22 protein-coding genes and 6 tRNA genes are annotated in these 23,987 nt (G+C 66.7%); 25 read left to right on the top strand and 3 right to left on the bottom strand.

The genetic code is table 11. The features are described 5' to 3' along the window. The first annotated feature begins 58 nt into the window (after window positions 1-58). The 8 genes from VFH59_RS07195 (at window position 59) to truD (ending at window position 8,088) form a co-directional block, all read left to right on the top strand. A complete protein-coding gene (locus VFH59_RS07195) occupies window positions 59-1,732 on the top strand; it encodes a CTP synthase (protein WP_325164202.1) in 1,674 nt (557 codons plus the stop codon). A 102-nt stretch (window positions 1,733-1,834) separates the two neighbouring features. Then, entirely contained in the window at window positions 1,835-2,668 is an 834-nt protein-coding gene (gene kdsA, locus VFH59_RS07190) for a 3-deoxy-8-phosphooctulonate synthase (protein ID WP_325164201.1), read from the top strand. Window positions 2,669-2,764: 96 nt separating this feature from the next. Beyond that, on the top strand, window positions 2,765-4,063 hold the full coding sequence (eno, locus tag VFH59_RS07185; RefSeq protein ID WP_325164200.1) for a phosphopyruvate hydratase: 1,299 nt from the start codon (window positions 2,765-2,767) through the stop codon (window positions 4,061-4,063). A gap of 21 nt (window positions 4,064-4,084) precedes the next feature. After that, the gene (ftsB, locus tag VFH59_RS07180; RefSeq protein ID WP_325164199.1) at window positions 4,085-4,414 is read left to right on the top strand and encodes a cell division protein FtsB; all 330 of its coding nucleotides are present in this window, start codon (window positions 4,085-4,087) and stop codon (window positions 4,412-4,414) included. Between the two features lies 1 nt (window position 4,415). Continuing rightward, the gene (ispD, locus tag VFH59_RS07175; RefSeq protein WP_325164198.1) at window positions 4,416-5,105 is read left to right on the top strand and encodes a 2-C-methyl-D-erythritol 4-phosphate cytidylyltransferase; all 690 of its coding nucleotides are present in this window, start codon (window positions 4,416-4,418) and stop codon (window positions 5,103-5,105) included. Then, window positions 5,105-5,578, top strand: a complete 474-nt coding sequence (gene ispF / locus VFH59_RS07170) for a 2-C-methyl-D-erythritol 2,4-cyclodiphosphate synthase (protein ID WP_325164197.1) — start codon at window positions 5,105-5,107, stop codon at window positions 5,576-5,578. The genes ispD and ispF overlap by 1 nt, the downstream gene beginning before the upstream one ends. Further along, entirely contained in the window at window positions 5,575-6,960 is a 1,386-nt protein-coding gene (mgtE, locus tag VFH59_RS07165) for a magnesium transporter (RefSeq protein ID WP_325164196.1), read from the top strand. Before ispF ends, mgtE begins: the two co-directional genes overlap by 4 nt. A gap of 87 nt (window positions 6,961-7,047) precedes the next feature. Further along, window positions 7,048-8,088: a tRNA pseudouridine(13) synthase TruD gene (gene truD / locus VFH59_RS07160; RefSeq protein WP_325164195.1), complete on the top strand. Its 1,041-nt coding sequence runs from the start codon at window positions 7,048-7,050 to the stop codon at window positions 8,086-8,088. A 632-nt stretch (window positions 8,089-8,720) separates the two neighbouring features. Here the strand turns inward: truD and VFH59_RS07155 are convergent. Further along, entirely contained in the window at window positions 8,721-9,272 is a 552-nt protein-coding gene (locus VFH59_RS07155) for a Smr/MutS family protein (protein WP_325164194.1), read from the bottom strand. A 141-nt stretch (window positions 9,273-9,413) separates the two neighbouring features. On the opposite strand from VFH59_RS07155, the gene surE reads away from it, so the two are divergent. The 4 genes from surE to VFH59_RS07135 are packed head-to-tail and all read left to right on the top strand — an operon-like array spanning window position 9,414 to window position 12,418. After that, the gene (gene surE / locus VFH59_RS07150; protein WP_325164193.1) at window positions 9,414-10,193 is read left to right on the top strand and encodes a 5'/3'-nucleotidase SurE; all 780 of its coding nucleotides are present in this window, start codon (window positions 9,414-9,416) and stop codon (window positions 10,191-10,193) included. A gap of 10 nt (window positions 10,194-10,203) precedes the next feature. Then, on the top strand, window positions 10,204-10,893 hold the full coding sequence (locus tag VFH59_RS07145; RefSeq protein WP_325164204.1) for a protein-L-isoaspartate(D-aspartate) O-methyltransferase: 690 nt from the start codon (window positions 10,204-10,206) through the stop codon (window positions 10,891-10,893). Between the two features lie 32 nt (window positions 10,894-10,925). Then, entirely contained in the window at window positions 10,926-11,534 is a 609-nt protein-coding gene (locus VFH59_RS07140) for a DedA family protein (RefSeq protein WP_325164192.1), read from the top strand. A 38-nt stretch (window positions 11,535-11,572) separates the two neighbouring features. Next, entirely contained in the window at window positions 11,573-12,418 is an 846-nt protein-coding gene (locus VFH59_RS07135; protein WP_325164203.1) for a peptidoglycan DD-metalloendopeptidase family protein, read from the top strand. 45 nt (window positions 12,419-12,463) lie between these two features. Here VFH59_RS07135 and VFH59_RS07130 read toward each other — a convergent pair whose 3' ends face one another. Continuing rightward, window positions 12,464-12,841 carry an Mth938-like domain-containing protein gene (locus VFH59_RS07130; protein WP_325164191.1) on the bottom strand — a complete coding sequence of 126 codons (378 nt, stop codon included), beginning with the start codon at window positions 12,839-12,841 and terminating at the stop codon, window positions 12,464-12,466. After that, window positions 12,841-13,137 (bottom strand): YhbY family RNA-binding protein, encoded by a 297-nt coding sequence (locus tag VFH59_RS07125; protein ID WP_325164190.1) that lies wholly within the window; start codon window positions 13,135-13,137, stop codon window positions 12,841-12,843. Before VFH59_RS07125 ends, VFH59_RS07130 begins: the two co-directional genes overlap by 1 nt. A gap of 80 nt (window positions 13,138-13,217) precedes the next feature. On the opposite strand from VFH59_RS07125, the gene rlmE reads away from it, so the two are divergent. The 13 genes from rlmE to VFH59_RS07060 all read left to right on the top strand — a co-directional run bounded on the left by rlmE (window position 13,218) and on the right by VFH59_RS07060 (window position 23,951). Then, window positions 13,218-13,868 (top strand): 23S rRNA (uridine(2552)-2'-O)-methyltransferase RlmE, encoded by a 651-nt coding sequence (gene rlmE / locus VFH59_RS07120; protein WP_325164189.1) that lies wholly within the window; start codon window positions 13,218-13,220, stop codon window positions 13,866-13,868. Beyond that, entirely contained in the window at window positions 13,865-15,808 is a 1,944-nt protein-coding gene (ftsH, locus tag VFH59_RS07115; RefSeq protein WP_325164188.1) for an ATP-dependent zinc metalloprotease FtsH, read from the top strand. Before rlmE ends, ftsH begins: the two co-directional genes overlap by 4 nt. Before the next feature lie 245 nt (window positions 15,809-16,053). Next, a tRNA-Arg gene (locus VFH59_RS07110) sits at window positions 16,054-16,130 on the top strand. Window positions 16,131-16,292: 162 nt separating this feature from the next. After that, a tRNA-Pro gene (locus VFH59_RS07105) sits at window positions 16,293-16,369 on the top strand. Window positions 16,370-16,392: 23 nt separating this feature from the next. Further along, window positions 16,393-16,469, top strand: a tRNA-Arg gene (locus VFH59_RS07100). 18 nt (window positions 16,470-16,487) lie between these two features. Further along, window positions 16,488-16,564: transfer RNA gene (locus tag VFH59_RS07095), tRNA-His, on the top strand. 16 nt (window positions 16,565-16,580) lie between these two features. After that, window positions 16,581-16,656, top strand: a tRNA-Lys gene (locus VFH59_RS07090). Between the two features lie 333 nt (window positions 16,657-16,989). Next, window positions 16,990-17,075: transfer RNA gene (locus VFH59_RS07085), tRNA-Leu, on the top strand. 67 nt (window positions 17,076-17,142) lie between these two features. Then, a complete protein-coding gene (tig, locus tag VFH59_RS07080) occupies window positions 17,143-18,435 on the top strand; it encodes a trigger factor (RefSeq protein ID WP_325164187.1) in 1,293 nt (430 codons plus the stop codon). Window positions 18,436-18,502: 67 nt separating this feature from the next. Next, window positions 18,503-19,132: an ATP-dependent Clp endopeptidase proteolytic subunit ClpP gene (gene clpP / locus VFH59_RS07075; protein WP_325164186.1), complete on the top strand. Its 630-nt coding sequence runs from the start codon at window positions 18,503-18,505 to the stop codon at window positions 19,130-19,132. Between the two features lie 121 nt (window positions 19,133-19,253). Further along, the gene (clpX, locus tag VFH59_RS07070; protein WP_231351495.1) at window positions 19,254-20,549 is read left to right on the top strand and encodes an ATP-dependent Clp protease ATP-binding subunit ClpX; all 1,296 of its coding nucleotides are present in this window, start codon (window positions 19,254-19,256) and stop codon (window positions 20,547-20,549) included. A 295-nt stretch (window positions 20,550-20,844) separates the two neighbouring features. Then, a complete protein-coding gene (gene lon / locus VFH59_RS07065; RefSeq protein WP_325164185.1) occupies window positions 20,845-23,349 on the top strand; it encodes an endopeptidase La in 2,505 nt (834 codons plus the stop codon). Between the two features lie 329 nt (window positions 23,350-23,678). Next, window positions 23,679-23,951, top strand: a complete 273-nt coding sequence (locus tag VFH59_RS07060) for an HU family DNA-binding protein (protein ID WP_209623098.1) — start codon at window positions 23,679-23,681, stop codon at window positions 23,949-23,951. Window positions 23,952-23,987 lie beyond the last annotated feature (36 nt).

The raw sequence follows: 23,987 nt of genomic DNA, 5'->3' as shown, positions 1-23,987 counted from the left end.
TCTCGCCGCCGGGCCCGTCACCCGCTAAAATGCCGAATTTCCAGCACGGCTGCATTCCATGACCCCCCTGATTTTCGTCACCGGCGGTGTGGTGTCCTCGCTCGGCAAGGGCATCGCGGCGGCGTCGCTTGCGTCCATCCTCGAGGCGCGCGGGCTTTCGGTCACCATGATGAAGCTCGATCCGTATATCAATGTGGATCCGGGCACCATGAGTCCCTTCCAGCATGGCGAGGTGTACGTCACCGACGACGGCGCCGAGACCGACCTGGACCTGGGCCACTACGAGCGCTTCGTCCATACCCGCCTGACCGGCAAGAACTCGATCACCACCGGCAAGATCTACGAGTCGGTGATCCGCAAGGAACGCCGCGGCGACTACCTGGGCGCGACCGTGCAGGTGATTCCGCACATCACCGACGAGATCAAGCATTGCGTCCACGAGGCCACCCGTGGCTTCGACGTCGCGCTGGTGGAGATCGGCGGCACGGTCGGCGACATCGAATCGCTGCCGTTCCTGGAGGCGATCCGCCAGTTGCGCATCGAACACGGGCCGGAGAAGTGCCTGTTCATGCACCTGACCCTGGTGCCTTTCATCAAGGCCGCCGGCGAGATCAAGACCAAGCCGACCCAGCACTCGGTCAAGGAACTGCGTTCGATCGGCATCCAGCCGGACATCCTGCTGTGCCGCTGCGAGGAGGCGCTGCCGGAGAGCGAGCGGCGCAAGATCGCGCTGTTCACCAACGTGCCGGAAAACGCCGTGATCAGCGCGGTCGACGTGGACGTGATCTACAAGACCCCGCTGTGGCTGCACAGCCAGGGCCTGGACGACATCGTGGTCAAACGCCTGGGCCTGGACGCCAAGCCGGCGGACCTGTCCAGTTGGCGCCGCACCGTCGAGGCGGTGGAGCACCCGAAGGACGAGGTCACCATCGCGATCGTCGGCAAATACGTCGAACACCGGGACGCCTACAAATCGCTCGGCGAGGCACTTCGCCACGGCGGCATCAAGCAGCAGACCCGGGTCAACCTGGACTGGATCGACTCGGAGCAGGTCGAGGCCGAGGGGGCGCAGAAGGTGCTCGGCAAGGCCGACGCGATCCTGGTACCCGGCGGCTTCGGCAAGCGCGGTTTCGAGGGCAAGGTGTTGTCGGCCCGGTTCGCGCGCGAAAACGGCGTGCCTTACTTCGGCATCTGCTACGGCATGCATGCGGCAGTGGTGGACTTCGCGCGGAACGTGGCGGGCCTGAAGGACGCCGATTCCAGCGAAAACGACCGCAACACGGCCAATCCGGTGATCGCGCTGATTACCGAGTGGACCACCGCCGCCGGCGAGATCGAACAGCGCAGTGAACATTCGGACCTGGGCGGCACCATGCGCCTGGGTTCGCAGGAGTGCCGCCTGAAGACCGGCACGCTGGCGCGCGAGCTCTACGGCCACGAGGTGGTGCGCGAGCGCCATCGCCACCGCTACGAGTTCAACAACCGCTATCGCCAGGATCTGGAGGATCTCGGCCTGGTGGTCTCCGGCAAGTCGATGGACGACCTGCTGGTGGAGATCGTCGAGCTGCCCCGGCAGAAGCATCCCTGGTTCCTGGCCTGCCAGGCGCATCCCGAATTCACCTCCACGCCGCGCGACGGCCATCCGCTGTTCATCGGCTTCGTCGAGGCGGCGCGCGAGTACAAGGCGATGCGTGAAGGCGAGAAGCTGGCCGGGGCACAGGCGCGGGCGTGAGCTCGCGGTAGTACATGACTCGATGGGTCGACGTTCCCTGTGCGGGAACGGCGGCTCCAGCGGCAGCCCGGCCGGCGGGCAGGCCCATGACAGGAAATACCCATGAAGCTTTGTGGTTTTGAGATCGGCCTGAACCAGCCTCTGTTCCTGATCGCCGGCCCCTGCGTCGTCGAGTCCGAGCAGTTGCAGGTGGACACGGCCGGCAAGCTGAAAGAGATCACCGGCCGGCTGGGGGTGAACTTCATCTTCAAGGCGAGCTTCGACAAGGCCAACCGCTCTTCCGGCCAGAGCTTCCGCGGACCGGGGCTGGAGGAGGGCTTGCGCGTGCTGGCCGAGGTCAAGCGCCAGCTCGGCGTGCCGGTGCTCACCGACGTGCATGAATACACGCCGATGAACGAGGTCGCTGCGGTGGTCGATGTGTTGCAGACGCCGGCCTTCCTGTGCCGCCAGACCGACTTCATCCAGAACGTGGCGCGAGCTGGCAAGCCGGTCAACATCAAGAAGGGCCAGTTCCTGGCGCCGTGGGACATGAAGCACGTGGTGGCCAAGGCCAAGGCCGTGGGCAACGACGACATCATGGTGTGCGAGCGCGGCGCGAGCTTCGGCTACAACAACCTCGTGTCGGACATGCGCTCCTTGAGCGTGATGCGCGAAACCGATTGCCCGGTGGTCTTCGACGCCACGCACTCGGTGCAGTTGCCGGGCGGCCAGGGCGCCAGTTCGGGCGGCCAGCGCGAATTCGTGCCGGTGCTGGCGCGTGCGGCGGTGGCGGTGGGCGTCTCCGGCCTCTTTGCCGAAACCCATCCGGACCCGAGCAAGGCGCTTTCCGACGGTCCCAATGCGTGGCCGCTCGGCAAGATGGAGGCGCTGCTGGAAACGCTCATGGAGCTGGATGCCGTGACCAAGCGCCACGGTTTCCTCGAACAGGATATCTAGCGCAGGGTGGGCCTGAGCCACTATCCGGCACGCTGGCGGTGAGCTCGAGCCCATCGGATGCCAAAGACATTGACGCCACTGACAGACGGACTTTCCATGACCACGACGATCACCCGGATCCACGCTCGCGAAATCCTCGACTCGCGAGGCAACCCCACGCTGGAAGCCGAAGTCACCCTGGACGGAGGCGCATTCGGCCGCGCCGCCGTGCCCAGCGGCGCGTCGACCGGCTCGCGCGAGGCGGTGGAGTTGCGCGACGGCGACAAGGCGCGCTACGGCGGCAAGGGCGTGACCAAGGCCGTGGCCAACGTCAACGGTGCGATCGCCGAAGCGCTGAAGGGCTTCGACGCCGCCGACCAGAAGGGCCTGGACGGCAAGCTGATCGCGCTCGACGGCACGCCGAACAAGGGCAAGCTCGGCGCCAACGCGCTGCTGGGTGTCTCCATGGCCGCGGCGCACGCGGTGGCCGCCTCGCGCGGCGAGCCGCTGTGGAAATACCTCTCGCACGGCAAGCCGGGCAGCCTGCCGGTGCCGATGATGAACATCGTCAATGGCGGCGCGCATGCCGACAACAACGTCGACGTGCAGGAGTTCATGGTGCTGCCGGTGGGCGTGCCGAGCTTCGCCGAGGCGCTGCGCGCCGGCGCGGAAATCTTCCACGCGCTCAAGGCCGTGCTCAAGGGCAAGGGCCTCAATACGGCGGTAGGTGACGAGGGCGGCTTCGCGCCGAACCTGCGCTCCAACATCGAGGCGCTGGATACCATCCTGGAAGCGGTCGGCAAGGCCGGCTACAAGGTCGGCAGCGAAATCCTGCTCGGGCTGGACGTGGCCAGTTCCGAGTTCTTCAAGAACGGCAAGTACGACCTGGAAGGCGAGGGCAAGGCGTATGCGCCGGAGCAGTTCGTCGACCTGCTGGCCGGCTGGGCGAAGCAGTACCCGATCGTCACCATCGAGGACGGCATGGCCGAGGGCGACTGGGACGGCTGGAAGCTGCTCACCGACAGGATCGGCAAGGAAGTGCAGCTGGTCGGCGACGACCTGTTCGTCACCAACCCGTCGATCTTCCGCGAGGGCATCGAGAAGCACATCGCCAACGCGATCCTGATCAAGGTCAACCAGATCGGCACGTTGTCCGAGACGCTCGAGGCCATCGCCATGGCCGATGCCGCCAAATATGCCGCCGTGGTCTCGCACCGCTCGGGCGAAACCGAGGACACCACCATCTCGGACATCGCCGTGGCCACCACCGCGACCCAGATCAAGACCGGTTCGCTCTGCCGCACCGACCGCGTGGCCAAGTACAACCAGCTGTTGCGCATCGAGGAACAGCTGGGCAGTGCCGCCCGCTACGCCGGCCGCGACGCGTTCCCCAACCTCGCCCGCCTGCCGGGCTGACGCGCGGAGCCCGCACTGTCCATGCTGCGCTGGATCGCCCTGGTCTTGCTCGTGATCCTGATCGGCCTGCAGCTGAAGCTGTGGGCCGGCAGCGGCGGCATGCACGAAGTGCGAGGCCTGCGCGCCGCCGTGCAGAAGCAGACCGGCGAGAACGACCGATTGCTCCAGCGCAACCAGGCGCTGGCTGCCGACGTCAGCGACCTCAAGCACGGCGAACAGGCGGTCGAGGCGCGTGCCCGCGCGGAACTGGGCCTGATCAAGCCCGGTGAAACCTTCTACCAGGTGGTCGAACGACCGGCCGGCAGCGCAAGCGCCAGTGCGCCGCCAACCGGTGATGGCGGCGGGCACTGACATGGCCCCGCTGTGGTGCGTGATACCGGCCGCCGGACGCGGCACCCGGGTCGGCGGCGACTGCCCCAAGCAGTACCTGCCGCTGGCCGGGCGCGGGTTGATCCTGCACACGCTGGAGCGGCTGGCAGCGCATCCGCGCATCGCCGGTTTGATGGTCGCGCTGGCGGCCGATGACGCGCGCTGGCCGGGTATCGACCGCCTGGCGGGCAAGCCCGTGCTGACCACCACCGGGGGAGGCGAGCGCGCCGATTCGGTTCTGGCGGGCCTGCGTGCGCTGCCCGTCGGGGTTGCCGCGGGCGATTTCGTGCTGGTGCATGACGCGGCCCGGCCGTGCGTGCGGGCCGCCGACATCGAACGCCTGGTCACCCGGGCCTCCGCGGTCGATGGCGGCCTGCTCGGCGCGCCGCTGAGGGATACCTTGAAGCGCGCCGACGACCACCACCGCAGCATTCTCACCGAGCCGCGCGAACAGCGCTGGCGCGCCTTCACGCCACAGATGTTCCGTCGCGGGCAGCTTGTGGCAGCGCTCGAGGCCGCCGGCCGCGAACACGTGGTGGTCAGCGACGAGGCAATGGCGATGGAGCGATCAGGCGTCGCGCCGCTGCTGGTGGAAGGCGCGGAAGACAACATCAAGGTGACCACGGCCGCGGACTTCGCCCTGGCCGAGTTCCTGCTATCGAGGACGGCGTGATGCGCATAGGCCAGGGTTTCGACGTACACGCGTTCGACGAGGGGGACTTCGTCGTGCTCGGTGGCGTGCGTGTCCCGCACCACCGCGGCGTGATCGCGCATTCGGACGGCGACGTGGTGATCCACGCCCTGTGCGACGCCATTCTCGGCGCCTTGGCGCTCGGCGACATCGGCAGGCATTTCCCGCCCTCGGACGAGCGCTGGCGCGATGCGGACAGTCGCCAGTTCCTGCGCCACGCGACGCTGCTGATGTCGCAGCAGGGCTACCGGATCGGCAACGTCGACGTCACCGTGATCGGCGAGTCGCCGAAGGTCGGGCCGCACGTCGAGCCAATGCGTGCGAATCTGGCGGAGGATCTCGCCTGCGAGGTCGCCCGCATCAGCATCAAGGCAACCACTACCGAAAAGCTCGGCTTCACCGGCCGGGGCGAAGGCATCGCGGCGCAGGCCTGCGTGCTGCTGGAGCGCGCGTGAGCGAGGCCGAAGCCCGCGGCGCCAACCGGCTTCCCGAGCAGCTGGAAGCCGTTACCGCGCTGCTGGCGCGGCTGGCCGACGCGCCTGCGCCCGAGGACCAGGCGGAGCTGCAGCAGCTGCTCGACGGGTTGCATCCGGCCGACATCGCTTTCGTGCTCGAGGCGTTGCCACTGGGCGACCGCCTGGCCGTCTGGCAACGGGTGAAGGCCGAGCGCGACGGCGAGATCCTGCTGGAGGTCTCCGACGCGGTGCGCGAGTCGCTGATCGCGGACATGGACCAGCGCGAGATCCTCGCCGCGGTCGAGCCACTGGACGCCGACGAGCTGGCCGACCTGGTCGAGGACCTGCCCACCGAGGTGCTGCCCGAGCTGATGGCGAGCCTCGACGCGCAGCAGCGCGAGCGGGTGCAGTCGGCGCTGTCCTGGGAAGAGGACCAGATCGGCTCGCTGATGGATTTCGAGATGGTCACGATCCGCGAGGACGTGAGCCTGGAGACCGTGCTGCGCTACCTGCGCCGGTTCGAGGAACTTCCCGCGCAGACCGACAAGCTGTTCGTGATCAACCAGGGCAACCTGCTCACCGGCGTGCTGCCGCTGCACTGGTTGCTGGTCAATTCGCCCGAGAAGATGGTCAGCGAGGTGATGGCGCCGGACGTCAACACCTTCCATCCGGGCGACGACGCCTACGAGGTGGCGCAGGCGTTCGAGCGCTACGACCTAGTGACGGCGCCCGTGGTCGATGACGGGGGGCGCCTGATCGGTCGCATCACCGTCGACGCGATGGTCGACGTGATCCGCGAGGAAAGCGAGAGCGAGGCCTTGAACCGCGTCGGCCTGCGCGAGGAAGAGGACATCTTCGCCTCGGTGTGGGCGAGCCTGCGCAACCGCTGGTCGTGGCTGGCGATCAACCTGGTCACGGCGTTCATCGCCTCGCGCGTGATCGGCCTGTTCGAGGGCGCGATCGAGAAGCTGGTGGCGCTCGCCACGCTGATGCCCATCGTCGCCGGTATCGGCGGCAACTCGGGCAACCAGACCATCACCATGATCGTGCGCGCCCTGGCGCTCAACCAGATCACCCCCGACAGCGCCAAGCGGCTGTGGCGCAAGGAGCTGGCCGTGTCGTTGTTCAACGGCCTGGTCTGGGGCGGGGTGATCGGGGTGGTGGCCTGGTTGCTGTACGAGAACGTCGCGCTGGGCGTGGTGATGACCGCGGCCATGACGCTCAACCTGCTGCTGGCGGCGTTCTGCGGCGTCGGCATCCCGATGCTGATGATGAAGCTGGGCCGCGATCCGGCGCTGGGTTCCAGCGTGCTGATCACGGCCATGACCGACAGCGGCGGGTTCTTCATCTTCCTCGGGCTGGCCACGCTCTTCCTCATGTAGCCGTCCCCTGCAGGGCTTGCCCTGGGCGATGCCGGACCACGGCATCGCGCAAGCAGCCTCCGCGAGGACCATGAACCAAGGACCACCGTGCAAGAACTTCCTTACGCCCACGGCACTCCGCCACTTGTCGCCCACCTGCGAGCGACGCCGGAGGACTTCCTTGTCGAGGAAATCCTCGGCTACGACGCCGAGGGCAGTGGCGAGCACGCCCTGCTGTGGGTGGAGAAGCGCGGCGCCAACACCGACTGGGTAGCGCGCGAACTGGCGCGTTTCGCCGGCGTGTCGCCGGTGGCCGTGGGGTTCGCCGGCCTGAAGGACCGCCACGCGGTGACCCGGCAGGCGTTCACGGTGCAACTGGCGGGCAAGCCGGATCCGGACTGGTCGGCCTTTCCGCATGCGGAGGTCCGGGTGCTGGCCGTCACCCGTCACAGCCGCAAGCTCAAGCGTGGCGCCCTGCGCGGCAACCGCTTCGTGCTGGTGCTGCGGGATGTCCAGGGCGATCGCGCCGCCGCCGAGCGGGTGCTCGGTGCGATCGCTGCGCGTGGCGTGCCCAACTACTTTGGCGAGCAGCGTTTCGGCCGAGAGGGCAGCAACGTGGCGCAGGCGCGGGCGATGTTCGCCGGGCGCCGGGTCGACCGGGACAAGCGCAGCTTCCTGCTTTCGGCCGCCCGCTCGCACATCTTCAACGGCGTGCTCGCCACGCGGGTGGATCAGGGCGCGTGGGACACGCCACTCGAGGGTGAGATCTGGTCGCTTGCCGGTTCCCGCTCCTGGTTCGGTCCGGAAATTTTCGACGCCACGCTGGCCGACCGTCTGGCACGCGGCGACATCCACCCGTCAGGCCCGCTGTGGGGCCAGGGCGAGCCGCCGACGTCCGGCGAGGCCGGTGCGCTCGAGCGCGAGGTGGCTGCACGGGACCCGGATCTCGCCGAAGGCCTGGCCGCTGCCCGCATGGAGCAGGAGCGCCGCCCGCTGCGCCTGATGCCCCGGAGCCTGCACTGGCGCTGGCTTGCCGACGACGTTCTGGAGCTGGCGTTCGAGCTGCCCGCCGGCGCCTATGCGACGGTGGTGGCGCGGGAACTCGCGCAGCCGGCCGATCCGCCACGCACCGGTGGGGCTACTTCGTAGCCGGCGCGAGGCGCTGCACCACGGGCCCTGCGTGTCCAGGAAGAGCAGGCCGGGGTCACCCTCGGCCGGCACCTGGAACAGCAACCGCTTGCGTCCGGCGGCGTCCATCAGTGCCAGTGTGGCCGCGCCATCATCGCCGCGTCCGAGCCAGATGCGCCGGTGCCCCGGCGCGCTTGCCGGGCTGTCGGAGACCACGAGTCCCGCCATGCGGTCTTGGCGGTCGTGGACGCCAACCAACCGCACGAGCTGGTTGGCATCGTAGCGGTCGAACGAAAGACTGCTGCCCGAGTCGACGACCTCGCCCCTGGCGCTACGGCGCCCGCCGAAGATCAGGTCGCCGTTTTCCGAGCCCTCGTCGTTGTAGAACAGCATGCCGGCCTGGGGGCGCGCGAATGCCTGCTCCTCGCCGCGCACGATGATGCCCGGCAGCCGCGCATGATCGGAGATGACCATGCGGAGCGTTCCATCCGGCTGGACTACGTCGACGCGCTGGACCCGGATCGTATCGAAGCGGCCACTACGGGCGGCGGAGCCGCACAGCACGACCGCAAGGCTGCGGTCAGAACCCCGGATAGATGGCAAGAAAGCGCTGGCCGAGTGGACGCATGGATTTCCTCCTCAAAGTCAGACGGTCAAGCGTTTCGCAGCAGCACCACGACCGCGCCGGTGCCGCCCTGGGCGGGTTTCGCCGAGGCGAACGCCACCACGTCGTCGCGCCGGCGCAGCAGGCGGTCGGTGAGCACCTTCAGCACCGGGCCGGCGGCCTTCGAGCGCAGGCCCTTGCCGTGCACGATGCGGACGCAGCGCAGGCCGTGCTGGCGGGCCTCGGCGAGGAAGCTGGCGATGCTCGATTGCGCGGCGGCGGCGTTCATGTGGTGCAGGTCCAGCTCGTCCTGGATGCTGAACTGGCCGCGCTTGAGCTGGCGCAGGAGGCGCGGCGGGTAGCCGTCGCGCAGGTAGCTGAGTTCCTCGCCGATTTCCATCAGGGCGGGGTCGAACGCAAGCTCCAGCAGCTCGCCGGGCACGGCAGCCTCATCCGCCTCGAGCATATGCGCGCGGGGTTCGGGACGGGGTGCGGGCGGTGGCGGCGCGTCGGCGCGGATCTCGCGCACCGGGCCGATGGCATCGCGGAACAGGCGGATGTCGTCCTCGCCGGGCTGGACGGGGGGGCGGCGCTTTTTCATCGGGCCATGCTAGCAAGGCAGGTCGGGTTTCCCGCGGGTAGCCGCGTGGCCGTGAAAGAGGGGGGCCGCTCCGGTAGACTCGCAGGGATCAGAGCACGGCCTCGACGGGTGCGTGTTCATGCACTTTCTTGACGGAACAGCATGCGAGTCCTGGTAAGCAACGACGACGGCGTGGATGCCCCCGGCATACGCGTATTGGCCGACAGTCTGGCGGCCGTGGGGCAGGTGACGGTGGTGGCGCCCGATCGCGACCGATCCGGCGCCAGCAACTCGCTCACCCTGGATGCGCCGATCCGGGCGCTGAAGATGGACGACGGCCGTTACCGCGTCGCCGGCACGCCTACCGATTGCGTGCACCTGGCGCTGGCCGGCCTGCTCGACCATGAACCTGACATCGTGGTGTCGGGCATCAACAACTCCGCCAACCTCGGCGACGACGTCATCTATTCGGGCACGGTATCGGCGGCCATGGAGGGGCGCTTCCTCGGTCTGCCCGCGATTGCCGTGTCGCTGGCCAGTCGCGACCACACGGGCGAGCATTACGACTCGGCGGCGCACGCGGTGCTGATCCTGATGCGGCGCCTGCTTGTCGACCCGCTGCCGGCCGACACGATCCTCAACGTCAACGTGCCCGATCGCCCCTGGCGCGAGATCCGGGGTTTCGAGGTCACCCGGTTGGGCAAACGGCATCGTTCGGCACCATGCATTGCCCAGACCGACCCGCGCGGAAAGCCGGTCTGGTGGATCGGCCCGTCGGGCGGGGCCGAAGACGATGGTCCCGGCACCGACTTCGACGCGGTGCGCCGCGGTTACGTCTCGGTCACCCCCATCCATGTCGACCTCACCCGCTACCAGGCGCTGGAGAAGATCAGCGGCTGGGTGCAGGCGATGACCGATGCCATGGGCGAGAAGGCGGCCTGACGCGATGACGATGAACATCCATCCGTTGCCGCCGTCGGCCTTCAAGGGCGAGGGGATGACCTCGCAGCGCGCACGCGACCGCCTGGCCGCCACGCTCAAGGAGAGCGGCATCCGCGACCCCCGCGTGATCGAGGTGATCCGCAACACGCCGCGCCACCATTTCATCGACCAGGCGCTGCACTCGCGCGCCTACGAGAACACCGCACTGCCGATCGGCCATGGCCAGACCATCTCGCAGCCGTGGGTGGTCGCGCGCATGACCGAGGCGCTGCTCGAACATTTCAACGGGGGCGTCCCGCAGAAGGTGCTCGAGATCGGCACCGGCTCGGGCTACCAGGCGGTGGTGCTGGCGGCGCTGGTCGGCCAGGTGTTCACCGTCGAGCGCATCGAGGAGCTGCTGCGCCAGGCGCGCCGGCGCTTCCGCCAGCTCGGCCTGACGAACGTGCGCTCGCGCCACGACGACGGCAAGCTGGGCTGGCCGGACGAGGCGCCGTTCGACGCGATCATTCTTACCGCCGCGGGCGACGCCATCCCCAACCAGGTGCTGGACCAACTCGCGCCGGATGGCGTGCTGGTGGCGCCGGTCGGCTCGCCCAGCAGCCAGATGCTGCTGCGCATCCGCGGTGACGGGCAGGGCCATTTCATCCAGGAAGAACTTGGCGCGGTCAGCTTCGTGCCTCTGCTCGGCGGCATCGGCTGATGCCGCCCCTCCGGCGAGAAGGAAACCTCTAGATGCGGCTGTTTGGAGCGCTTTACTCGCGTGCACTGACCTGGGCACGCGACCCCCGGGCCGTGTATTACCTGTGCGGGCTGAGCTTCGTCGAGGCCTTCATCTTCCCGATCATGCCCGAGGTCATGCTGGCGCCGATGATGCTGGGCAAGCGGCACAAGGCGTTCTTCTATGCGAACGTCAGCCTGCTTTTTTCGCTGCTCGGCTCGCTGGTCGGTTACGCACTGGGCCACTGGGCGTTCCAGGCGCTGCAGCCGCTGCTCGCCTCACTGCACCTGCTCGCGCCGATCGAACAGGGTGTGACCAGCCTGCGTGCGCAGATGAACCAGCATTGGCTGGGCCTGCTGCTGGTGCTGACGCTGGCCGCGCTGCAGCCGGTGGTGCCGATGAAGTTCGTGACCTGGGCGTCCGGCATCGTGGGCGTGCCGGTGATCCCGTTCCTGCTCTGCATGGCGGTCGGGCGCGGCAAGCGCGTGTGGCTGCTGGCGCTGCTCGTCCGCCTGTTCGGCGAGCGCGCCGAGCGGGTGCTTCACAAGCACATCGAGCGCATCGGCTGGGCGGCGATCGTCGTGCTGACGCTGCTGCTGGTGTGGTGGATCTGGCTGCGTTGACAGGCCGGCGCTTCGTGAAATCGGCGTGTCGGCTGGGTATGCTGGTCGACATGAAGAAATGGACGCGCTTCGCGGCAGCATGCTCGGCCGCGCTTCTCCTTGCCGCCTGTGGCCGATCGGTCGTCGTCCAGCCGAACCGCGGTGCCACGCAATCGCGTACCGCGGTCGTCGTGCCACGGGCCACGGCTGGCAGCTACCGTGTGCTGCGTGGCGACACGCTGTATTCCATTGCCTTCCGGCACGGACTCGATTTCCGGGATCTGGCTGCCTGGAACGGCATCGATGCACCGTACACGATCTGGCCCGGCCAGGTATTGAGGCTTTCGCCGGGGCGGGCACGGCGGTCCGTTGCCGCCGCGCCAGTGCGCGCCCGGGCACCGGTGTTCAAACCGGTCACGCCCAGGCCATCGCGTCCGACCCCGACCCCTCCCGCATCCGCCGTTCCTGCGGCTGTGGCCGCGGCGCCAGTACCGTCCTCCGTGCCGGTGCCCAAGGGGGCGACTCGCGCGGTGAGCGGGGTGACCTGGCGGTGGCCGGCCGACGGCGCGCTGATGAAGAAATTCCAGAGCGGTGACGCCATCCCGGGGATCGAACTCGCTGGCAGCGCCGGTGACCCGGTGCGCGCGGCCGCCGATGGCGTGGTCGTGTACAGCGGCAACGGGCTGGTCGGCTACGGCGAGTTGATCATCATCAAGCACAACGACGACTTCCTCTCCGCCTATGGCCACAATCGCAAGCGACTGGTCAAGGAAGGCCAGCGGGTGAGCGCGGGTCAGCTGATTGCCGAGATGGGCTCGACCGGGGCGCCACGTGACGAGCTCCAGTTCCAGATCCGACGGGACGGCAATCCGGTCGATCCCCTGGATTACCTGCCGTCGCGGTAGGCGCCGGGCTGGAGCCCACCCGCAGGCGGCGTTTCGTGGCGCGGGTCAGGCCCGCGGCAGAATGAAGGCGGCCACCACCCGCCGTCCTTCGCCGGCCAGCAGGTCGTAGGTCCGCGCCGCAGCCGCATTGTCCATCACCTCGATGCCGATTCCCTTGCGCAGGAAGCCGGCCATGAAGGCGGCCGGTGGGAACTGCTGGCGGTTGCCGGTTCCCAGCAGCACGACTTCCGGTCCGAGGGCGCGCACGGCCTCGCCCGCACTCTCGTCCAGCGCCGCCACGCCATCAACGGCCCATCCCTCGACCAGCCGATCCGGAGCCAGCAGGAAACTCGCTGCCAACTCCCGGTCCATCACGGTTATCGACCGCTCGCCGACGCGGCGGACGAACAGGTAGCCCTCGGGATGTTCGAGTGAGAGATCCATCAGCGGGGCAGGGCCAGCTTGGGCTCGTCCTCGTTGCGTCGAAACAGGGTTGCCGTCCGGCCGATCTGCTGCACGCTCTCGGCGCCGGTACCGTCGATGAGGTAGGCGATCTGCGCTTCGCGCTCCTCCTTGTCACCGCCGGACAATTTGACCTTGACCAGCTCGTGGTGGCTCAGCGCCAAATCCAGCTCCTTGACCACGGCAGGCGTTGCCCCCTTGGCACCAAGCAGGATTACCGGGTGCAGGTCGTGGGCAAGGCTGCGCAGGTAGCGGCGCTGGGAGGGGGAGATCGGCATGTGGCAGGTGTCCACGTCGCGGTCGGGGGGCCGTAAAGGGTATCATGCAGCGGTCCTTCCCCATCGGTGCCCCCTGCCGCATGTCCCGCAGCAAAAGCAGCTCCCGATGGCTCCGGGAGCACTTCGACGACGTCTACGTAAAGAAGGCGCAGGCCGAGGGACTGCGCTCGCGCGCAGTGTTCAAGCTGGAGGAGCTGATCGAGCGCGACCGGCTGCTCAGGCCGGGCATGCGCGTGGTCGACCTGGGCGCCGCGCCCGGTGGCTGGTCGCAGCTGGTGCGTCAGCGTTTGGGAGACAGCGGCACGGTGATCGCCCTGGACATCCTGCCCATGCAGGGAATTGCCGGGGTCGATTTCATCCAGGGCGACTTCCGCGAGGAGGCCGTGCTGCGCCAGCTGGAGGAGCGCCTGGGCGGCCAGCCGCTTGATCTTGTACTGTCCGATATGGCCCCCAATATGAGCGGAGTGGCGCTGGCCGACCAGATCCGCGCGATGGACCTGGCCGAGTTGGCGCTGGATTTCTCCCGGCAATGGCTCAAGCCGGGGGGCGCGTTCCTGATCAAGCTGTTCCAGGGCGCCGGCTTCGACGACTACCTGCGCAACTTGCGCGCGCAATTCGCGCGCGTAACCATGCGTAAACCCAAGGCTTCGCGCGCCCGATCGCGCGAGGTTTATGCGCTCGCCACCGGCAAGAAGGCCGGCGGCGGGCAAACGGACGAGAACCGCGCATGAACGAAATGGCGAAAAACCTGCTGCTCTGGCTGATCATCGCGGTGGTCCTGCTGACGGTGTTCCAGAGCTTCAATCCGCACGGCGGCTCTTCGTCCGACCTTCCGTACTCCAGCTTCGTGCAGAGCGTGGAGAGCGGCAACGTCGCCAGCGCCACGATCAGCGCCGACAACCCCGCCACGATTACGGGCAAGCTCAAGGACGGCAGCGCCTTCCGCACCGTCGCTCCCGTGCTCGGCTTTTCCACCAATGGGGTGGTCAAGCAGATGCAGGACAAGAACGTGGTGGTGACCCAGGAGCCGTCCAACAACGGTTTCTCGCTGCTCGGCCTGCTGGTCAACTGGCTGCCGATCATTTTGATCGTGGGCGTATTCATCTGGTTCATGCGCCAGATGCAGGCCGGTGCCGGCGGGCGCGGGGCGATGAGCTTCGGCCGCTCGCGCGCCAAGTTGCAGGGCGAGGATCAGGTCAAGGTCAACTTCAGCGACGTGGCCGGTTGCGACGAGGCCAAGGAGGAGGTCGGCGAGCTGGTCGAGTTCCTGCGCGACCCGGGCAAGTTCCAGAAGCTCGGCGGCAAGATTCCGCGCGGCGTGCTGATGGTCGGTCCGCCTGGCACCGGCAAGACGCTGCTGGCCAAGGCCATCGCTGGCGAGGCCAAGGTGCCGTTCTTCTCGATCTCCGGCTCGGACTTCGTGGAGATGTTCGTCGGCGTCGGTGCCAGCCGCGTGCGCGACATGTTCGAGCAGGCCAAGAAGCATGCGCCGTGCATCATCTTCATCGACGAGATCGACGCGGTCGGCCGCCATCGCGGTGCCGGCCTGGGCGGCGGCCACGACGAGCGCGAGCAGACCCTCAACCAGCTGCTGGTCGAGATGGACGGCTTCGAGGGGACCGAGGGCATCATCGTCATCGCCGCGACCAACCGCCCGGACGTGCTCGACCCGGCGTTGCTGCGCCCGGGTCGCTTCGACCGCCAGGTGGTGGTCGGTCTGCCGGACGTGAAAGGTCGTGAACAGATTCTCAAGGTGCATCTGCGCAAGGTCCCGACCGCCAGCGACGTCAATCCCATGGTGATTGCGCGCGGCACGCCGGGCTTCTCCGGCGCAGACCTGGCCAACCTGGTCAATGAGGCGGCGTTGTTCGCCGCCCGCGAGAACGCGCGCGAAGTGCGCATGAGCCACATGGACAAGGCGCGCGACAAGATCCTGATGGGCACCGAACGCCGTTCGATGGCCATGAGCGAGGATGAGAAGAAGCTCACCGCCTACCACGAGGCCGGGCACGCCATCGTCGGCCGCCTGGTGCCCGAGCACGACCCGGTCTACAAAGTCACCATCATTCCGCGCGGACGCGCTCTGGGCGTGACGATGTACCTGCCGGAGGCGGACAAGTACTCGATCAACCGTGTGGCCATCGAGTCGCAGCTTTGCTCGCTCTACGGTGGTCGTGTGGCCGAGGAGCTGATCTTCGGTGCCGACAAGGTCACCACCGGTGCTTCCAACGATATCGAGCGTGCCACGAAGATGGCGCGCAACATGGTCACCAAATGGGGACTCTCCGACGAGTTGGGCCCGGTCACCTACGGCGAGGACGAGGACGAGGTGTTCCTCGGTCGCTCGGTCACGCAGCACAAGAACGTTTCCAACGAGACGGCTCGTCGCATCGACGAGGTCGTGCGCGAGATCCTCGACCGCGCCTATGCGCGCAGCAAGCGGCTGCTGACCGACAACCTGGAAAAGCTCCACGTGATGGCCGACGCGCTGTTGCAGTACGAGACCATCGACGCGCGCCAGATCGACGACATCATGGCCGGCCGCGAGCCGGGCGAACCGGCGGACTGGTCCAAGCCTTCTTCCGGAGGACCAGTGCCGCCGAACCTGCCGCCCCGCGGCGACGCCGGTTCGCCCAAGCTGGGTGATCCCGCCACGCAGCCGCACGGTTGATGCCGGTCCGGGCTCTTCCCCGCAATGCAGGGGAGGGCCGGGTTTCTCGGTACGGCGCGGACGCTTGTCCGTTTGGACGTCCAAACGCGAGTAAGGTCGACTGGCAAAAATCATTCTCGCCGGGACGAAAGCGAAGATTTTTTGAAAAAGGTGTTGACGTCACCGCATCCGATCTGAATAATTCCGCTTCTTGCTTCGGCACCCACCGCTCCGGCGATGCTGCCACGGCAAACCAGTTTCACCGCGCGCCCGTAGCTCAGTTGGATAGAGTACCAGGCTACGAACTTGGTGGTCGGGAGTTCGAATCTCTCCGGGCGCGCCACTTACACTGCAAGGCATGGGTTCGCAACATGACTTGTCCATCGCGCCGAGGTGCTGATGGGGCCGGAACGGAATCCGGTGCGCTGGAACGGATTGACGAGGTGAGGCGTCGCCCGTAGCATTCGAGGGCTTCGGAACGCGGAATGCGTGCCACAGGTTGCTACGGGGTATAGCTCAGTCTGGTAGAGCGCCAGCTTTGGGAGCTGGATGTCGGGGGTTCGAATCCCTCTGCCCCGACCAGCAGGCGTTATGCTCTTGGACATGCGCCTGTAGCTCAATCGGATAGAGCATCGGCCTTCTAAGCCGACGGTTGCAGGTTCGATTCCTGTCGGGCGCGCCAGCTTCCTTTGGATCAATGGTGGGCGTAGCTCAGTTGGTTAGAGTACCGGATTGTGATTCCGGATGTCGTGGGTTCGAATCCCATCGCCCACCCCATTAAAATTGAAAGTACGGGCCGTTAGCTCAGCTGGTAGAGCAGTTGACTCTTAATCAATTGGTCGTAGGTTCGAATCCTACACGGCCCACCAATACAGACAGGCGCTCGGGAAACCGGGCGCCTGTTTTCTTTCAGTGCTACGCCCCTCCTTCCGGGCGGGGAGTCGGGGCAGGGCGGGGCTCGGGGGAAGCAAGGCTTGCCTGAGCGATCTCCCGGCCAGCCTTGTGCCCTCACCTGTCCCACTCTGCCCGGGGAGAGGGAGTCGAAGGCGCGCACGCGGCGCAGGCCGTGCCCTGCTTGTGCTGCCCGGCCACGCAACCGTAAAATGTCCCGCTTTGGCGCAAGGGAATCATCGACTTAGCGGGGCGGGGCGCTTGGGCCGATTTCCGTTTGGAATCCGCCGCTTCCCGTCCGCGGGCGCGATGCGAAAGTGGCGGAACTGGTAGACGCACCAGATTTAGGTTCTGGCGGGTAACCCCCGTGAGGGTTCGAGTCCCTCCTTTCGCACCATTCCCTTGGCAGTTTCTGCAAGGCCGGCCCGCACGCCGGCCCATCACGAGAGTCACCAGGAGTCGTCATGCAGTTTTCGGTTGAGAACGTCGGCAAGCTCGAGCGCAAGCTCACGGTGCGGTTCCCGGCGGACCAGGTGGAGTCGCAGATCAGCGCGCGCATCGCGGAGATGGGGCGCACGGTGCGCCTGAAGGGTTTTCGCCCCGGCAAGGTGCCGGCGGCCGTCATCCAGCAGCGCTTCGGCTCCCAGGTGCGTGGCGAGGTCCTGTCCGACATGATCGGCAGCACCCTGCGCGAGGCCTTCGAGAAGGAGAATCTGCGTCCGGTCGCCAACCCCTCGATCGACACCACCGGCAAGCCGGAGAACGGTGAAATCGCCTACACCGCGACCTTCGAGGTGATGCCGGAGTTCCCCGAGGTCGACGTCGCCACGCTGGAGATCAGCCGCCCGGTCGCCGAAGTGACCGACGCCGACATCGAGAAGATGATCGAAACCCTGCGCCTGCAGCGCCGCAGCTTCGACGAAGTCGACCGCGCCTCGGCCGAGGGTGATTTCGTCATGTTCGAATACGCCGCCACCGCGGGCGACTACCGCTTCCCGGCCGAGGGCCTGGAGCGCGCCGGCAGCGTGCTGGGTTCGGGCACGCTGTTCAAGGCGCTCGACGAGACGCTGACCGGCCGCAAGGCAGGTGACGAGTTCGAGGCCGAGATCGCCTTCCCGGAGGACTTCGGCAATCCGCAGCTGGCCGGCAAGACCGCCCAGGTCACTTTCAAGATCATCAAGGTGCAGGCGCCGCAGTTGCCCGAGGTGAACGAGGAATTCGCCAAGCTGTTCGGTATCGCCGACGGCAATCTCGACACCTTCCGCCAGGAAGTCCGCGCCAACCTCGAGCGCGAGCTCAAGGCCACGCTGATGGGCCGTCTGAAGGCCGAGGTGGCCGAGAAGCTGGCCGACGCTCACGGCGAGCTGGAGGTTCCCAACCTGATGGTGCAGTCCGAGGCGCGCAACCTCGCTGCCGGCAGCGTGCCGCGTGGCCAACAGCCGCCGCCGCAGCTGATCGACGCGGCCATGCCGATGGCCCGCAAGCGTGTGATTGCCGGCCTTTTGATGGGCGAGATCGCCCGCAAGCAGGAACTCAAGGTCGACCGCAAGCGCGTGGCCGAACAGCTGGCCGCGATCGCCTCGACCTACGAGGAGCCGGAGAAGGTCGTTGAACTCTACAACGGCGACCCCCAATTGATGTCTGGGCTGCAGAACCGCGTGATGGAAGACCAGGTGGCCGAGTGGGTGGCCGAGCACGCCAAGACCACCGAAAAGCACCTGGGCTTCGATGAGGTGATGCGCCCGGCCGGCGCCTGAGCGACACTGCCAGGCACCATCATCAGGCCCGCCTCGAGCGCGGGCCTCATCCGGAGAACAAGCACGCATGGCCATGGCCCCGATCCAGAACCTCAACCTGGTGCCGATCGTCGTAGAGCAGACCGCTCGCGGCGAGCGTTCCTATGACATCTACTCGCGCCTGCTCAAGGAGCGGGTGATCTTCCTGGTCGGCGAGGTCAACGACCAGGTCGCCAACGTGCTGATCGCGCAGATGCTGTTCCTGGAGTCGGAAAACCCGGACAAGGACATCCATCTGTACATCAACAGCCCGGGCGGCGCGGTCACCGCGGGCCTGGCGATCTACGACACGATGCAGTTCATCAAGCCCGACGTCAGCACGATGTGCATCGGCCAGGCGTGCAGCGCGGGCTCGCTGCTGCTGATGGCAGGCGCCAAGGGCAAGCGCTTCTCGCTGCCGAACTCGCGCATCATGATCCACCAGCCCTCCGGCGGCGCCCAGGGCCAGGCCACCGACATCGAGATCCAGGCTCGCGAGATCCTTTACATCCGCCAGCGCCTGAACCAGCTCTACGTCGACCACACCGGCCAGCCGCTGGAAAAGATCGAGCGCGACATGGAGCGCGACCGCTTCATGAACCCGGTCGAGGCCCGCGACTATGGCCTGATCGACCAGGTACTGGATCGCCGCGGCATCGAGACGGTCAAGTCGGCCTGACCCCGATCTCCCTGACCCGGGCCGATCCACATCGCCAGAAACGCATGCTCCGCGCCGGCCAAAGCAGGCGCGGAGCCGTGTGCTATTCTGGCGCCGCAACCGAAACACAGCAGGACCTGATATGAGCGACGAGCGGCAGGGCCGTTCCAACGACAGCGGCAAGATTCTCTATTGCTCCTTCTGCGGCAAGAGCCAGCATGAGGTGCGCAAGCTGATCGCGGGTCCATCCGTGTTCATCTGCGACGAGTGCGTAGAGCTCTGCAACGACATCATCCGCGAGGAACTGGAGGAGAAGGCCGCCTCCGGGCGCAGCCACCTGCCCAAGCCCCGCGAAATCATGGAAACCCTCGACCAGTACGTGGTCGGTCAGACCCGCGCCAAGAAAGCGCTCGCCGTGGCCGTGTACAACCACTACAAGCGCATGGAGTCGCGCCAGAAGAGCGACGAGGTCGAGCTGGGCAAGTCCAACATCCTCCTGATCGGTCCGACCGGTTCGGGCAAGACGCTGCTGGCCGAGACGCTGGCGCGCCTGCTCAACGTGCCGTTCACGATCGCCGACGCCACCACGCTGACCGAAGCGGGCTACGTGGGCGAGGATGTCGAGAACATCATCCAGAAGCTGCTCCAGAAGTGCGACTACGACGTCGACAAGGCGCAGTCGGGCATCGTCTACATCGACGAGATCGACAAGATCTCGCGCAAGAGCGAGAACCCGTCGATCACCCGCGACGTGTCTGGCGAGGGCGTGCAGCAGGCGCTGCTCAAGCTGATCGAGGGCACGCTGGCCTCGGTACCGCCGCAAGGCGGGCGCAAGCACCCGCAGCAGGAATTCCTGCAGGTGGACACGAAGAACATCCTGTTCATCTGCGGTGGCGCGTTCGCGGGTCTGGAGAAGGTGATCCAGCAGCGCTCCGAGACTACCGGCATCGGCTTCTCGGCCGAGGTCCGCTCGAAAGAGCGCACGGAAAACCTGGGCAAGGTATTGGCCGAGGTCGAGCCGTCCGACCTGGTCAAGTTCGGCCTTATCCCCGAGTTCGTCGGTCGCCTGCCGGTCGTGGCGACGCTGGATGAACTGGATGAGCCGGCCCTGGTGAAGATCCTTACCGAGCCGAAGAACGCGGTGACCAAACAGTTCCGCCGCCTGTTCGAGATGGAAGGCGTCGAGCTCGAGTTCCGTCCGGAAGCACTCCAGGCGATCGCCAAGAAGGCGCTCAAGCGCAAGACCGGCGCGCGCGGCCTGCGCACCATCCTGGAGCAGGTTCTGCTGGACACCATGTACGAGCTGCCTTCGCTGGAGCACGTCAGCAAGGTGGTGGTCGACGATGCGGTGATCGAAGGCCAGGCCGAGCCCTACCTGATCTACCGCGGCAACCTGCAACAGCAGCGCGTGGCAGGCGAGGGTGGCGACGCCGCCTGATCGACGCCAGAACGTCAAGAAACAGCGGCCCCGGCAATTACCGGGGCCGTTTGTTTTTTGGCGGCAAGCACACAGGCGCCTGCTTCGGGTTGGGCGGCGCAGGGCGCATTGCGTCGTGGTTCTCACCCGGCCCGGCGCCGGCTGCGTAGCCTTGGCTTGAAAACTGCAGGTCCTCCTGCGGCCGCGCTGAAGGGTCGCGCGTGACTTGACGGCGGCACAGGTCGACTCCACTTGACCTGTTTGAGTCCTCGGCGCAGTGTCGAGGTAAACCTTACAAACCCTCGGGGATTTTTCGATGGCAAAACACGCCTCCGTTACCGCTACCGGCGCCTCGCTCGACGCACTTCCCGTGCTGCCGCTGCGTGACGTGGTGGTCTACCCCCACATGGTCATTCCGCTGTTCGTCGGGCGCGACAAGTCCATGCGCGCCCTGGAACACGCCATGGAGGGCGAGCGGCAGATCCTGCTGGTGGCGCAGAAGAGCCCCGATATCGACGATCCCGTTGCGGGCGACCTGCACGAGGTGGGCACCCTGGCCGGCGTGCTGCAACTGCTCAAGCTGCCTGACGGTACCGTCAAGGTGCTGGTCGAGGGCCAGGCCCGCGTTTCCATCGAGGAATACCGCAATGAGGGCGGCATGCTGATGGCGCGCTCGCGTGTCATCGAGCCCGTCTACAGCGCCAAGGAGCGCGAGCTCGACGTCATCTCGCGCACGCTGGTGTCGCTGTTCGAGCAATTGGTCAAGCAGAGTCGCAAGTTGCCGCCGGAAGTGTTGGCTACGCTGTCCGGCATCGACGATCCGTCGCGGCTGGCCGATTCGATTGCCGCGCATCTCACCGTGCGCATGTCCGAGAAGCAGAAGGTGCTGGAGACTGCCGACGTTGGCCAGCGGCTGGAGTTGCTGATCGGCTTGGTGGACGGCGAGATGGACCTGCAGCAGGTGGAGAAGCGCATCCGCGGCCGGGTCAAGTCGCAGATGGAGAAGAGCCAGCGCGAGTACTACCTCAACGAGCAGATGAAGGCCATCCAGAAGGAGCTGGGCGAGGGCGAGGAGGGCGTCAACGAGCTCGAGGAGCTGCAGCGGAAGATCGAGGATGCCGGCATGCCCAAGCCGGTGCTGGCCAAGGCCAAGCAGGAGCTGTCGAAGCTCAAGCAGATGTCGCCGATGTCGGCCGAGGCCACGGTCGTGCGCAACTACCTCGACTGGCTCACGGGCGTGCCGTGGAAAAAGAAGACCAAGGTGCGCAAGGACCTGGCCGTCGCGCAGGAAGTGCTCGACGCCGATCACTTCGGCCTCGAGAAGGTCAAGGACCGCATCCTCGAATACCTCGCCGTGCACCAGCGCGTGAACAACATGCGCGGGCCCATCCTGTGCCTGGTCGGCCCGCCTGGCGTGGGCAAGACCTCGCTCGGTCAGTCGATCGCCAAGGCGACCAACCGCAAGTTCGTTCGCATGAGCCTCGGTGGCGTGCGCGACGAAGCGGAGATCCGCGGTCACCGGCGGACCTACATCGGTTCGATGCCCGGCCGCATCGTGCAGAACCTCAACAAGATCGGTACGCGCAACCCGCTGTTCGTGCTCGACGAGATCGACAAGATGTCGATGGACTTCCGGGGTGACCCGTCCTCGGCGTTGCTGGAAGTGCTCGATCCGGAGCAGAACCATGCCTTCAACGACCACTATCTGGAGGTCGACCTCGACCTGTCCGAAGTGATGTGGATCGCCACCGCCAACTCACTGAACATCCCGGGCCCGCTGCTCGACCGCATGGAAGTCATTCGCGTGCCGGGGTACACCGAGGACGAGAAGCTGGCGATCGCACAGCGCTACCTGCTGCCGAAGCAGCTGAAGGCCAACGGCCTGAAGGTGGATGAGCTGGGTGTCGCGCCGGAGGCCATCCGCGACATCGTCCGCTATTACACGCGCGAATCGGGCGTGCGCAATCTGGAGCGCGAAATCGCCAAGATCTGCCGCAAGGTCGTGAAGGAACTCACCCTGGGTGAGGTCAAGCAGGCCAAGGCCAAGGCAGCGGCAAAGACCGCGACCAAGGCGAAGAAGAAGCCGGCGGCGACGCAGGTCACCGTGACGACCGAGAACATCGAGCATTACCTGGGCGTGCGCCGCTTCGACTTCGGTCGTGCCGAACAGGAGAACGAGGTCGGCCTGGTGACCGGCCTGGCCTGGACCTCGGTGGGTGGCGACCTGCTCAGCATCGAGGCCTCGGTGGTGCAAGGCAAGGGCCGGCTGGTGCATACCGGCCAGCTCGGCGACGTCATGAAGGAATCGATCCAGGCGGCGATGTCGGTGGTGCGCGCACGTGCCGACCAGCTCGGGATCGACCCGGACTTCTACCAGAACCTGGACGTGCACATCCACGTACCCGAGGGCGCCACCCCCAAGGACGGCCCGAGTGCGGGTATCGCCATGTGCACCGCGCTGGTCTCGGTGCTGACCAAGGTGCCGGTGCGCTCGGAGGTGGCGATGACCGGCGAGATCACGCTCCGCGGTCGTGTGCTGCCGATCGGCGGGCTCAAGGAAAAGCTGCTGGCCGCTCACCGCGGCGGCATCACGACCGTGATCATCCCGGAGGAAAACAAGAAGGACCTGGCGGACATCCCGGCGAATGTCACCTCCTCGCTGGACATCCACGCGGTGCGCTGGATCGACGAGGTGCTCGACATTGCCCTGGAACACCCGCTGCGTCCGGCCAAGCCAGCGGTCGAAAGCGCGGCCGAGGAGCACTCGCCGGTCGAGCCGGCGACCGAGGAAGCGGCTGAGAACCGTACCCGCGCCCACTGATAAGCAAGGTTTTTTTCCGAAGCCGTCCGTACCCCGGGCGGCTTTTTTCGGCCTTCACGCAGACTCGCCCGAAGAGGGCGCGGCCGTAGCCGTTCCGGCCCTCTTTTGCAAGTGGTTCGCGTTGGCCGCAAACCGCCGAAAACGTTGGTACTGCTTGTATTGCGGACCGCCGTGAGGCGCTGGTATAAAGGCGGCACCGCAGTCAAAGCGCCGTGCATTTGGCGTCGCGATGCGGGGTTGCGGGGGGCGCCGGTCATGCCATTCCATGGCGGTGTTTTCTCGTCCCAGACCGATCACGCGGGCAGCAAACCGTTTAAGGGAGTGTCTCAATGAATAAAACCGATCTGATCAACGCCGTCGCCGAAAAGGCCGAGCTGACCAAGGCCGATGCCGGCCGCGCCCTCGAAGCTTTCTTCGAGACCGTGCAGAAGGCGCTGAAGAAGGGCGACGACGTGTCCGTCGTGGGCTTCGGCACGTTCACGGTGCGCAAGCGCGCCGCTCGTACCGGTCGCAACCCGCGCACCAACGAGACGATCAAGATCAAGGCTTCCAAGGTGCCGGCGTTCAAGGCTGGCAAGACGCTCAAGGATGCCCTAAACTGAGCGGCTAGTTCGCTCGGTTTCGGGTGCTTAGCTCAG

The sequence above is a fragment of the Frateuria sp. genome, from assembly GCF_035695185.1.
In the GTDB taxonomy this organism is placed as follows: Bacteria; Pseudomonadota; Gammaproteobacteria; order Xanthomonadales; family Rhodanobacteraceae; genus Frateuria_A.
The sequence above is the reverse complement of the archived record's forward strand: the minus strand, read 5'-3'. Positions and strand labels throughout refer to the sequence as shown.